General features: G+C 61.0%; 12 protein-coding genes. 5 read left to right on the top strand and 7 right to left on the bottom strand.

Annotated features, from left to right (window positions below):
* The first annotated feature begins 43 nt into the window (after window positions 1-43).
* From AWB64_RS27950 to AWB64_RS27935, 4 genes are all read left to right on the top strand, one after another.
* Window positions 44-2,407, top strand: coding sequence for a bifunctional diguanylate cyclase/phosphodiesterase (locus tag AWB64_RS27950; protein ID WP_060858659.1), 2,364 nt, complete (start codon window positions 44-46; stop codon window positions 2,405-2,407).
* A 240-nt stretch (window positions 2,408-2,647) separates the two neighbouring features.
* On the top strand, window positions 2,648-3,316 hold the full coding sequence (gene bluB / locus AWB64_RS27945) for a 5,6-dimethylbenzimidazole synthase (protein WP_060858658.1): 669 nt from the start codon (window positions 2,648-2,650) through the stop codon (window positions 3,314-3,316).
* Window positions 3,317-3,454: 138 nt separating this feature from the next.
* Window positions 3,455-4,288 (top strand): 2-dehydro-3-deoxyglucarate aldolase, encoded by an 834-nt coding sequence (garL, locus tag AWB64_RS27940; protein WP_060858657.1) that lies wholly within the window; start codon window positions 3,455-3,457, stop codon window positions 4,286-4,288.
* 35 nt (window positions 4,289-4,323) lie between these two features.
* On the top strand, window positions 4,324-5,220 hold the full coding sequence (locus AWB64_RS27935; RefSeq protein ID WP_060858656.1) for a 2-hydroxy-3-oxopropionate reductase: 897 nt from the start codon (window positions 4,324-4,326) through the stop codon (window positions 5,218-5,220).
* A 64-nt stretch (window positions 5,221-5,284) separates the two neighbouring features.
* Here AWB64_RS27935 and AWB64_RS27930 read toward each other — a convergent pair whose 3' ends face one another.
* The 5 genes from AWB64_RS27930 to AWB64_RS27910 form a co-directional block, all read right to left on the bottom strand.
* Window positions 5,285-6,058 (bottom strand): transporter substrate-binding domain-containing protein, encoded by a 774-nt coding sequence (locus AWB64_RS27930; protein ID WP_099050612.1) that lies wholly within the window; start codon window positions 6,056-6,058, stop codon window positions 5,285-5,287.
* A 76-nt stretch (window positions 6,059-6,134) separates the two neighbouring features.
* Window positions 6,135-6,863 (bottom strand): amino acid ABC transporter ATP-binding protein, encoded by a 729-nt coding sequence (locus AWB64_RS27925; RefSeq protein WP_060858654.1) that lies wholly within the window; start codon window positions 6,861-6,863, stop codon window positions 6,135-6,137.
* Window positions 6,847-7,500 carry an amino acid ABC transporter permease gene (locus AWB64_RS27920; RefSeq protein WP_060858653.1) on the bottom strand — a complete coding sequence of 218 codons (654 nt, stop codon included), beginning with the start codon at window positions 7,498-7,500 and terminating at the stop codon, window positions 6,847-6,849. Before AWB64_RS27920 ends, AWB64_RS27925 begins: the two co-directional genes overlap by 17 nt.
* A complete protein-coding gene (locus tag AWB64_RS27915) occupies window positions 7,497-8,246 on the bottom strand; it encodes an amino acid ABC transporter permease (protein ID WP_060858652.1) in 750 nt (249 codons plus the stop codon). Before AWB64_RS27915 ends, AWB64_RS27920 begins: the two co-directional genes overlap by 4 nt.
* A 123-nt stretch (window positions 8,247-8,369) precedes the next feature.
* Window positions 8,370-9,200 carry an NAD-dependent epimerase/dehydratase family protein gene (locus AWB64_RS27910; protein WP_060858651.1) on the bottom strand — a complete coding sequence of 277 codons (831 nt, stop codon included), beginning with the start codon at window positions 9,198-9,200 and terminating at the stop codon, window positions 8,370-8,372.
* Window positions 9,201-9,374: 174 nt separating this feature from the next.
* Here AWB64_RS27910 and AWB64_RS27905 point away from each other — a divergent pair, with 174 nt between their 5' ends.
* Window positions 9,375-10,121: a FadR/GntR family transcriptional regulator gene (locus AWB64_RS27905; protein ID WP_099050611.1), complete on the top strand. Its 747-nt coding sequence runs from the start codon at window positions 9,375-9,377 to the stop codon at window positions 10,119-10,121.
* Window positions 10,122-10,127: 6 nt separating this feature from the next.
* Here AWB64_RS27905 and AWB64_RS27900 read toward each other — a convergent pair whose 3' ends face one another.
* On the bottom strand, window positions 10,128-11,141 hold the full coding sequence (locus AWB64_RS27900; protein WP_075643369.1) for a LacI family DNA-binding transcriptional regulator: 1,014 nt from the start codon (window positions 11,139-11,141) through the stop codon (window positions 10,128-10,130).
* Between the two features lie 20 nt (window positions 11,142-11,161).
* Complete coding sequence (locus AWB64_RS27895) at window positions 11,162-12,268, bottom strand: ABC transporter ATP-binding protein (protein WP_060858650.1); 1,107 nt, start codon at window positions 12,266-12,268, stop codon at window positions 11,162-11,164.
* Between the last annotated feature and the right edge of the window lie 8 nt (window positions 12,269-12,276).

Raw genomic sequence — 12,276 nt, 5'->3', positions numbered from 1 at the left:
GCCTTCACTCGCACGAATGAGACTGCTAAAACCGACCGCCGACATGCTTACATCCCTGCTTCCGCCGCCCGTTACATCCCCGCTTCGCCAGCGCTTTCACCGCCGTTCCATGGAACAGCAAAAGCCGCTCTCCACGGTCACCATGGCTTTTACCGTCGTCGCTTTCCTGATTTTCGTGGTCGCACGCGCTCATGTGACGGGCATCGAGCTGCCGCTCTGGCCACGCCTGATGTGCGCGCTCGCGTTGTCGCTGCTCGTGGCCGCCATTCCCAGAGCGCCCTCCACATTCGTATTCGGCCTGATCGGCGCGGCCTACGTGGTCGTGCTGCAGATTGGCGTGATGATCAACGTGACCGGAGTCGAACAGCCGCTCTACTGGATGCTGCCTGCCGGCATGGTCGTGCCCATCTGCGCGGCACCGCTGTGGCTGACGCCACGGCATTTCGTGCTCGGCACGATCGCGTTTTATCTGGCCGGCATCCCGTTTGTGTTCGCGGTGCCGTTCACGCACGACGACTGGGTGTTGTGCGCGATGTGGGTCGCCATTGGCATTCCGACCGCGACGACATTTCATTTCGGCTTCTACTGGTTCCGGCTCAATCACTTTCTGCTGGAAGAAAAGCTCACGGCGCAGGCGGCAACCGATCCATTGACCCAGTTGCTCAACCGCCGCGCGTTTCTGGAGCAAGCCGAGCAGATGCTTGCCAGGCCACGTATCGGCGGCGAGATCGTCAGCGCCATTTTTCTCGACGTCGACCGGTTCAAGTCGCTCAACGATCAATACGGCCACGCGCGAGGCGACGACGCGCTGATGCAGGTCACGCAGGTAATCAAGGATGCAATCCCGCCGGAAGCGATTGCCGGCCGGCTTGGCGGCGAGGAATTCGCCGTGCTTGTTCCCGCTGCCGGACCTCACTACGTAACGGAGCTTGCAGACTCCTTGCGAATTCGCATCGCAGGCATTCTGCGGCCGGACGGCTTCCTGACCGCGAGCTTCGGCGTGGCGCATCGACGTGATCACGAGAGCGCCATTTCGCTTCTGGACCGCGCGGACGAAGCGCTGTTGCGGGCAAAACATGCCGGACGCAATCGCGTGTTCGTGGAGCGCGCGTGCAGCGTCGCGCGCGTGCGCGCAACCGCTATTGACGAAGACATCGATACGAACCCGCATGGGGCGAACGATCTCGAAGCCGGGGGAAACACCGTCAGGCAATGGGGCGCGTTTGAACTTTCCACGCATTTCCAGCCGCTCTACAGCTTGTCGCATCAGAAGCAGGTGGGCTTCGAAGTGCTCTTGCGTGGCCACGATCATGAAGGCAAGCCCGTCGAGCCTGGCGTGCTGTTCGCACCGCAGTCGAACCCCGATGTGACCGAACTTGATTCGCTTACACATCACCTGCACTTCGACAATGCACGCAGGCACGTGCCGCGCGACGCGTGGCTGTTCGTGAACGTCGCGCCTTCCACCTTCATCCAGGCCGGCTACGAGCAGACGCTTTCGAACATGGCGGTCGCAGCGGGACTCAATCCCGGCAGTATCGTGCTCGAGATACTGGAATCAGATGGCGTGAGCGTGGAAGAACTGGCGCTGGCCGCGTGGCGATATAGGGGATGCGGATTTCTGATCGCTGTCGACGACTTCGGCGCGGGCCATTCGAACCTCGACCGCCTGCTGCGAATCCAGCCGGATTTCGTGAAGCTCGACGGCGAATTGATCCGCGCGAAAAGCCGTGCGTCCGACCAGCCGTTGCTCTCGACCATTGTCGCGCTGCTGCATCGCGCGGACATGCTCGTGGTCGTGGAAGGAATCGAGACGACCGAGGAACTCGTGCTCGCTGTCGAATCCAACGTCGACTTCGCTCAAGGGTTCCTGCTGGGCAGACCCAGCGCGAGCATACCGGTCCCGGACGCGGTGATGCGGCGCATCGACCACGCATTCGATGTAATCGCCGAAGGCCGCAGCGCCCGCGCAAGCCGGTTCGACGCGCAATTGTCCCCGTACCTTGCGATGGTGAAGGCAGCGGCGGCGGCGTTATCGAATGGCGCGGCGATTGGCGACGCCATTGCACCCATGACCGCGCTCGCGCTCTGCAAACGCTGTTTCGTGCTCGATCATACGGGCCGTATCGTGGGCCAGGAGTTTGTGGGGCATGCAGCGCCGAATGGCGATTTCAGGCTCGGCCCGTTGCTCGCCACGCAATCGGCGCGCTGGGATCACCGGCCTTACTACTGGAAAGCGGTGGCGAACATGGGGACGGCGGTGTTTTGCCAGCCGTACCTGTCGCTTACGAGCGGCCGCGCTTCGGTGGGCGTGACAATGGCCTTGCTGCGCGACGGCAAGGTGATGGTCGTTGGCAGCGAACTCGACTGGACCTCGCCGCACCTTGCATGGCCGGCGGTCGAGTGAAGGGCGTCGGGAAGAAGACCGCCGCGATGCTCATGTGCCTGGCGCATCAGGGCTAACACCCGCCGCCTGGCGATGGTGCCCCGGGCCGCAGGTCTGTATCCTCCGGATATCGTGAAGGGAACGGCTGGAATGAATCCATAACGCCAGCGTCCTTCATTAGGCATTGACAGGGTGAATAACGACACGGTCCCGTTCACCCGAATCCGGCAGATACAGCCGATCCTGGAACGCATTAAAGCAATGACTGACTCGACCCTCAAGCGCTTTTCCGACCCTGAGACTGCAGGGGTGTATCGCGCGATCCACGAGCGCCGCGACATGCGGCATTTCATCGATACCCCCGTCGCGCCCGAACTCATGGCGCGCTTGATCGACGCCGCACATCACGCGCCGAGCGTCGGTTTCATGCAGCCCTGGCGCTTCGTGCGCGTGACCGATCGCAGCATGCGTCTCGCGTTGCACGACATCGTGGAAACGGAGCGCCGGGCAACGGCCGCGGCGCTCGAGGAACGCAGCGATGAATTCATGCGGCTCAAGGTCCAGGGCATCCTGGATTGTGGCGAGGTGCTGGTAGCGGGCTTGATGGAAAACCGCGAGCGGCATATCTTCGGCCGCCGCACCCTGCCGGAAATGGATCTTGCGTCGGTGGCGTGCGCGATTCAGAACATGTGGCTCGCGGCTCGCGCGGAGGGACTTGGGCTGGGCTGGGTGTCCCTGTTTGATGTAGCGGCGCTTCAACGCTTGCTGCATATGCCGGCGGATGCCAGGCCGGTCGCGATCCTCTGCATTGGCCATGTGCAGCATTTCTACGACGAACCCATGCTTCAGGCCGAGGGCTGGGCGACACGCATGCCCACGGCGCGGTGTATCGAGGAAAACCGTTGGCCTGGCGCGGCGGATCGGGAATAGTCCAGCCCGCTCAATGCACCTTCTTGCTCCCGATCAATCGTGCGATGTAATATGACGTCTGATAACGTATGAGCTTGCCGCATACTCAGGTTTTCCAACTCAAACCGCATTCAAGCGATTACGCAAGAGGAAGCCCTCATGACAGCGCCTACACCCAACCTGTCGCAACCGCCGCAACCGCCCCGCCCGTCCTTAACGTCGTCCTATCAGTCGCTGCCCAACACGTTTCGCCAGTCGGTCCTGAAACAGGAGACGCAGATCGGCTGCTGGGCGTCGCTCGGCAGCCCGATCACGACCGAGCTGCTTGGCATGCTGGGCTTCGACTGGATCCTGCTCGACGCCGAGCACGCGCCCAATGACGTCCTGACGCTGATTCCACAACTGATGGCGCTGAAAGACAGCCGCAGCGCGCCCGTGGTGCGCCCGCCAGCCAATGAGAGCGTGATCATCAAGCGGCTGCTCGACAGCGGTTTCTTCAACTTCCTGATCCCCTTCGTGGACAGCGCCGCCGACGCCGCCCGCGCGGTTGCGGCCACCCGCTATCCGCCGCAAGGCATTCGCGGGGTCTCGGTGGGTCATCGGGGAAATCGCTACGGCACCGTGCCCGACTACCTCACCACGGCGAACGACAATATTTGCGTCATCGTGCAGATCGAAAGCCGCAAGGCGGTCGAATCAATCGATGAAATCCTGGCGGTCGATGGCGTCGACGCCGTGTTTCTCGGACCATCGGATCTGGCGGCGTCATATGGACATCTCGGCCACGCGAATCACCCAGACGTGCAGCAAGCTATCGCGCACGTGTTCGAGCGCGCCCGTGCCGCCGGCAAGGCAAGCGGCACGCTTGCGCCCGTGCAGGCGGAAGCCGAACGCTACCTCGCGATGGGTTGTCAGGTGATCGCCGTATGCGCGGACATGGGGCTGCTGCGCAACGCGGCACAAGCCGTGCAAAAACATTTCATGCAGAAGTAGCATGACCGCACACCCGCATTTTCCTGGAGGATGACATGCAAAAAGCAGGCTTTATCGGACTTGGCATCATGGGAAAACCCATGGCCGAGAACCTCGTCAAGAACGGCGTCGCGCTCGCGGCGTTCACGCGCAGCGGCGTGCCGGCCGAACTGACCCAGGCCGGCGCGATTGCTTGCGACAACCCCGCCGCGGTCGCCGCGCAAGCCGACGTGCTGTTCATCATGGTGCCCGATACGCCCGACGTGGAGCGCGTCCTGTTCGGCGAGAACGGCGTGGTAGCAGCATTGCGCCAAGGCCAGATCGTGGTCGACATGAGCTCGATCTCGCCCATCGCGACACGCGAGTTCGCGGCCAAGGTCAGCGAGCGCGGCGCGGAGTATCTGGACGCGCCGGTATCGGGCGGCGAAGTGGGTGCGAAGGCGGCGTCGCTGACCATCATGGTGGGAGGATCGCAAGCCACGTTCGATACCGTCAAGCCGCTCTTCGACATGATGGGCAAGAACGTCTCGCTGATTGGCGAAGTGGGCGCGGGACAGGTCTGCAAGCTGGCGAACCAGGTGATCGTGGCGGCGACCATTGAAGCAGTGGGCGAGGCGCTGCTGCTGGCATCGAAGGCGGGCGTGGATGCCGAGAAAGTCCGCCGTGCGCTCATGGGCGGATTTGCGTCGTCGCGCATTCTGGAAGTGCACGGCGAGCGCATGACCAAGCGCACGTTCAACCCGGGCTTTCGCATCGAATTGCATCAGAAGGATTTGAACCTGGCGTTGTCGACCGCGCAATCGCTGGGCGTGTCGCTGCCGAATACCGCGACCTGCCAGGCCTTGTTCAACGCGTGCGCGGCGCATGGCGGCAAGGCATGGGATCACTCGGGCATGGTGCGCGCACTCGAGTATCTCGCCGATCACGAAATCGGCCAGGACGCCGCTAGCTGAGTTTCCGGCATGAAAAAGGGCATCGCGCTGTGTTTCGCGATGCCCTTTTTTACTTCATTCCAGATCAGCCCTTCGTCACGCTCGCCGGCAAATCGCGGCCGTGGTACTTCTTGTAGATCGTGTTGAGGTTGCCGTTTTTCTGGTTTGTGCTGACCCAGTTATTGACCCATTCTTTCAGCTTCGGCTCGTCCTTGTTCATTGCAATGCCGAGGTCGAAATCCTTCTGCGCGAATTTCAGTTCGAGGTTGCGGTTCGGGGCGCGCTTGACCATCTCGCTCAAGTTCGACGGCGTGCTGGAGAACAGGTTCACCTGCCCCGTCACCACCGAGGTAATCAGCGTGGCGTCGTCTTCATAACGCTGGATCTGCGCGCCCTTCGCCTGTTGAGTTGTGAGCGTGTCGTTGACGGTGGCGCGCGTCAGGCCAATGGTCTTGCCATCGAGATCAGCGTAGTTCTTGACGTTCTCGCTTTTCGTACCGCCCACGATGATGGTGATGACCGCATAGGGAATGGAGAAATCCACGACCTTCGCGCGTTCCGGCGTGATCGAGAGATCGGCGATCACGAGGTCGGCGCGCTTCGCCTGCAAGGTCGGCACGCGTGCGGCGTTCGTTATCTGCACGAGTTCTAGTTTCACGCCCAGGTCTTTTGCAAGCGCTACAGCGGTATCCACATCCGAGCCCGCGGGTTGCAGGTTGGCATCGGCGAAACTGAAGAGCGGCGTGCCCATTGCAATGGCTACGCGGATCTTGCCCGCCTTCTTGATGTCGTCAAGCTGGTCCGCCATGGCGCTGTGCGCCACGCCTGCGAGCAACAGGGCAGCCACGCAGCCGCGCATGAGGAATCGGTTGGTTTTCAAAGCAGTCTCCATTCTTATGGTCGGTCAAAAGGTTTGTTTGAGGCTGACGCTAAAACTACAGGCCGTTGTTCAGGAACGTGCGCAATTCAGGTGTCTTCGGCGCGTCGAGCATCTCGCCGCTGCCGACTTCCCATACCTTCCCCTGATGCATATAAATGATGCGGTCCGCCACGCGCTTGGCGAACGCCATCTCGTGGGTGACGAGCAGCATGGTCATGCCGCCCTTTGCAAGATCTTCCATCACGCGCAGCACTTCGCCGGTCAGTTGCGGATCGAGCGCGGAAGTCACTTCATCGAACAGCATGACCTTCGGCGACATGGCAAGCGAGCGCGCAATCGCAACCCGCTGCTGCTGGCCGCCCGAAAGCTGCTCTGGATAGGCGCCGGCCTTCTGGCCCAGGCCCACTTGTTCGAGCACGCCCATTGCAACGCGGCGGGCTTCGTCACGGCTCATCTTCTTCACGTGGCGCAGCGCCAGCATGATGTTTTCTTCAACGGTCAGATGTGCGAACAGGTTGTAGCTCTGGAACACGATGCCCACTTCGCGGCGCAGTTGATGCAGATCGACCTTGGGATCATCCACACGAATGCCGCACACTTCAATGGTGCCGCGATCGATCGTTTCGAGCCTGTCGATACACCTGAGCGCCGTGCTTTTTCCCGAGCCGCTCGCGCCGATCACGGCGATCATCTCGCCCTTTTCCACTTCCATTGAAACGCCCTTGAGCACCTGGTTCGAGCCGAAGCTCTTGTAGACATCTCCGAGCTTAACGATTGCCGACATTGAGCTTTTTCTCCATCGATTGACTCCAGCGCGAGAGCGGATAACACAGCGCGAAATAGAAGACCCCGACCAGCCCGAACACGAGGAACGGCTGAAAAATCGAGTTGTTGATGATCTGGCCGGCGCGCGTCAATTCGACAAAACCGATGACGGATGCAAGCGATGTCATCTTGATGACCTGCACCAGGAAACCAACCGTGGGCGGCAACGCAAGCCGCAGCGCTTGCGGAATGATCACGAGGCGCAAGGTCTGCCAGCGCGTGAGCGACAGGCACTCGGCGGCTTCCCATTGCGGTTTTGGCATGGCGTCTATACACCCGCGCCAGATGTCGCCCAGATACGCGCTCGTGTAGACCATCAACGCGAGACCCGCCGCCACCAGCGCAGGCACTTCGAAGCCATACACCGACAACCCGAAGTAGACGATGAACAGCAGGATCAGCAGCGGAATGCCCTGAATCGCCTCGATATAGACCATCGCCGGACGGCTCAGCCAGCGGCGTTTCGAAATGCGCGCGAGCATCACCCCGAAACCGCCGATACTGCCCAGCACGAAAGCAAGCGCGGACAACACGAGGGTCCACCAGATGGAATGTACGAGATAGAACAAATGTGCCGTGGTGAAGCCGCTGTTCATGCCGCACCTCCGGGAATCACGGTATCGATCCGGCCTTGATCGGGCACGGGTTTGCCCGCTCGTTCGGCGGCCTTGCGCATGACCCGCTTACGCTTGAACGCCACTTCGCCAACCGCCCACGCCGCGAGCTTGATCAGGAGCGACAGCGTCAGATACAGGAGTGCCACCACGATATACGTCTCAAGCGAGCGGAAGGTATCGGACTGCACGGTATTCGCGGTCGCGGTCAGTTCTTCAGCCGAAATCTGCGAAGCGATAGCGGACGCCTGCATCATCAGCAGGAACTGGCTGGTAAGCGCCGGATATACCTTTTCAATGGACGGCTGCAGCATCACATGCCACCCGATCCTCCAGCGCGACAACCCAAGACATTCCGCCGCCTCGATCTGGCCGCGCGGCACGGATTCAAGCCCCGCGCGAATGATCTCGGCCGCATAAGCGGCTATGTTGATGATCATGGCGAGCGCCGCCGCCGTGAAGGTCGGCATGCGCACGCCGAAACTGGCGAGCCCGAAATACAGCAGGAAAATCTGCACGAGAAAAGGCGTGTTGCGCACGGCCTCGATATAGATCGAGCACAGACGCGACAGAAACGGGTTCTTTCCGCGCTTGGCGAACGCGACCAGCGTGCCGGCAATCACGCCGAAGAAAACCGCTACCGTTGTCATCTTCAGCGTGAGCCACGCGCCTTTGAGGAACACCGGCCAGTACGGAAGCAACGGACTGAAATCGAGATGGAAATTCATCGCAGCAATGTCTTTGGTTGTGACGAACGCGGGCTGTGGAACGCCGCTCGCGCCCTGTTCGCGCGTTATTGCGCCGGGCTTGTTTTAGGTCTTCATACGGCAACAACACCCGGGCATGACGGTTTATTCAAAGGGCCCGGTTGTGGTGAACGCCCCGCCCTGCAATACGGCCACGGCGCTCTCTGGCGCGGGCGCCGGCTGCACTTCGACCTTCTCGCGGAACGGTTCCGACGAATCCCGCGGGGCAAATCCCAGCTTTCCCGCGTATCTGTTATCCCACCATGTGACCAAGTTGTCGGACATCCCATATACGACAGTATGACCGACGTCCGGCGTAAAAAGACTGCGTTGTAGCAGGTCGAACAAATCGTCATAGCTCAGCCAGCTTGCCATCATGCGGCGGTCTTTCGGCTCCGGAAAAGCCGAGCCAATGCGAATGCTGACCGTCTCTATGCCATAGCGGTCGAAGTAGAACTGCGCGACGTCTTCGCCGAACGATTTCGACAAGCCGTAATAGCCATCGGGACGCCGCAGCGCGCGTGCATCGATCTTCTCGTCCTGTCGGTAGAACCCCGTGACGTGATTCGAACTGGCAAAAATAATCCGCTTCACGCCGTGCTTGCGAGCCGCTTCGTAAAGGTTGTAGACGCCCTTGATATTGGCTTCCAGCACTTCCTCGAAGGGTCTTTCCACCGATACCCCGCCCAGATGGATCACCGCGTCGCAGCCCTGGACCAGTGCATCGACAGCCTGCTTGTCCGACAGATCGCAAGCGATGACTTCTTCATTGGAAGCGGCTTCGGGCGGCAGCGCCGCGGCAAGATCGGAGACCCGGATGGTTTGCGCGAAAGACGCCAAGCGCGGGCGGATAACTTTGCCAACGCCGCCGGCGGCGCCGGTCAGCAGCAAGCGGTGGAAAGGACGAAAGGGGCGAATGTTGTCTTGGTCGGCCATGTGAGCCTGTCTCCGTTAAGCGCGGCTGATTGGAACGTGAAGAACTCCGTTGCAATCGCATCAGCCGCCTAGATCGTATCTCATTGTACGTTGTCATATGACTATAGCGTGCATATAATCATCCGCACATGCGTTTGTCAACGATTCGCGAACATTATCCCAATCGAGGTCGCCGTGCTCAGATCGTCCAATGCGCTTTTCGAACCGTCGGGACAGCCTGCTGCGAGGCGAAGTCTGACAACAGAACTCGTCGATGCGATACGCCTTCAGATCGAATCCGCCGAACTGCGGGTGGGTGACCGCCTCGCGACCGAGGCGGAGATGGTCCAGCTCTTCAACGTGAGCCGAACGGTCGTGCGCGAAGCACTATCGAAATTACAGGCCGCAGGACTCGTGGAAACCCGGCATGGGATTGGCACGTTTGTCGCCGAAACTCAGCCGCGATCCCTCTTCCGGCTCGATCCCGGGGACGTGGCGGGTTCCATCGATGCCCTGGCCGTCCTGGAACTTCGGATCAGCCTGGAGACCGAGAGCGCGGGACTGGCGGCGTCCCGACGCGATAAAACGCAGATTGCCGAGATGCGGCAGGCGTTGGTTGAATTCGAGCACAACGTGGGCCAGGCAACCGAGACCATCTCGCCCGATATCCGCTTTCACCTCGCGGTCGCAAACGCGACGGGCAACCGATATTTCGTGGAGATCCTGACGCACCTCGGCATGCACATGATTCCGCGCACGCGGATCACACGAACGCAGATTCCGCCAGCGCAATACGCCGAATACCTGACGCGCGTGAACCGCGAACACGAGCAGATTTGCGACGCCATAGAACGTGGCGACGCCGACTCGGCGCGTACCGCCATGCGCCTGCATCTGATCAACAGCCGCGAGCGCTTGCGCCGTGCGCAGGAAAATAGCTGAGGGCGCTCAACGCTTGGGCGGCGCGGCCATCGACGCACGTTGAGTGAGCGTCACGGGAAACTCGCGATAGATAGGATAAGACGTCCCATAGCATTTGTTCAGCAGCCAGCGGACGGCGTTCTGCGTGAGGTCGGCCGTTGGAATATGAACCGATGTCAGACCCGGCGCGGAAAACGCGGCCGAGTAGTCGTCGTCGTAACCCACCACCGAGACGTCATGGGGCACCGAAATGCCCGCTTGCTGCAGGCATGACAACGCGCCTATTGCCATGGTGTCGTTGGCGCAGAACAAACCCGTGAAGCGCCTTTTCGAAGCCAGCAGTTGCCGCGCCGATTCATATCCGCCCTCTGGCGAAAAATCGGATTCGATCATCTGCACGTCGTCCTGGCCAATCCCATGGCGCACCAGTTCCTCGAAGAATCCGGCAAGCCGGGCCTGGTTGTCGAAGGCCATGAAAGGCCCTGAAATCACGGCGATCTTCTTGTGCTTGTGTTCAACGAGCGCCTGCGCCGCCAGCGTCCCGCCGCGATGATGATCGGGACAAAACGATGCCTCCGGCATTTGCGCGAAATCGCGGTTGAGGAATACCATTTTCGGATGCATGCGATGCAGCATGATGAGGTCGTCGTCATGCAGGTCATGGCTCGTGACCACAACCCCGTCGCAATCGCGGCCGATCAGGAACTGCACGGCATCCACTGCCTGATCGCGCGGGGAATCGTCGCCGCAGCCCGTTGCCACCACCACATGCCGATGCACCTTGCGCAGTTCGGTATCCGTTTGCTTGAGGATCGTGCCGTAGTACGGACCGTGGAACGACGGCACGAAAATGCCGATCATGCCGAGCGATTGCGTGGACAACGCCCGGCCTATGGATGACGGCCGGAAATTGAGTTCCGCAATCGCCGCCTGCACGCGCGCGAGGGCGTCGGCCGAGACGGGTCCGCGCCCTGAAATGGCGCGCGATGCCGTTGACATGCCTACGCCGGCGAGAACGGCGACGTCCTTCAGGGTTGCCACTTTGACTCCGTGAAATAAGGCTATAACCGGTCGCCGCCGGTTTCATCGAAAAGCGAAATGCGCTCTTTCTGGATCGAAAAACCGGTGATGTCGTCGACCGCCGCCGTCGCGGATTCCTGCGCAATGGAAGCGATCTGGACGCCATGATAATCGAGCCAGATTACCCGGTGGTTGCCCATGGGTTCGACCAGCGACACCGTTCCTTTATGTTCGAACGCGGTATCGATCAGGACATCTTCGGGACGCACGCCGAGCACACATGGCTGGTTTTCGCGCGGGGTCGCGGCGAACACATACGACGATACGTCGATATCCATATGCTCGTTGCGGAACCGGATGCCGCCTGCATCATCGTGAAGCGTGCCTTTGAGCAGGTTCATTCCCGGCGAGCCCAGGAAGGTCGCAACAAACAGGTTGTTCGGGCGCGCATAGACTTCCGCCGGCGTGCCGATCTGCTGGATCACACCGCCGCGCATCACGGCCATGCGGCTTGCGAGCGTCATGGCTTCCACCTGATCGTGCGTGACGTAGATCATGGTGGCGCCGAGGCGCTTGTGCAGTTGCTTGAGCTCGCGTCTGAGTTCGGTGCGAAGCTTGGCATCGAGATTGGAAAGCGGTTCGTCGAAGAGGAACACGTCCGCTTCCCGCACGATCGCGCGGCCGATCGCCACACGCTGACGCTGGCCGCCGGATAGCTGCGCAGGCCGCCGCTTGAGCAACGGACCGAGTTGCAGCATCTCGGACGCGCGCGTCACGCGCCGTTCGATTTCCGCCTTGGGCGTGCCCGCTATCCGCAAGCCGAACGACAGGTTGCGCTCCACGTTCATTGTCGGATACAGCGCATAGGACTGGAAAACCAGGGCGATGCGGCGATCCTTCGGGTCGGCCCAGGTCATATCCTGGCCGCCGATTTCTATGCTGCCGCCGCTCACGTCGATCAACCCCGCAATGCTGTGTAGCAAGGTCGACTTGCCGCAACCGGACGGTCCAAGCAGCACCAGGAACTCTCCGGGTTCAACCTCCAGATCCAGTGATTCGATGATTGTGTTGGTCCCGAGCCGGATCTCCAGATCGCGGATGGAAACGTTCGACATGGCGTTGGATACGTTGGACACGAGTGTAGACATGAGCCGCC

Origin of the sequence: Caballeronia sordidicola, from assembly GCF_001544455.2 — a bacterium.
Lineage (GTDB): Bacteria > Pseudomonadota > Gammaproteobacteria > Burkholderiales > Burkholderiaceae > Caballeronia > Caballeronia sordidicola.
The sequence above is the reverse complement of the archived record's forward strand: the minus strand, read 5'-3'. Positions and strand labels throughout refer to the sequence as shown.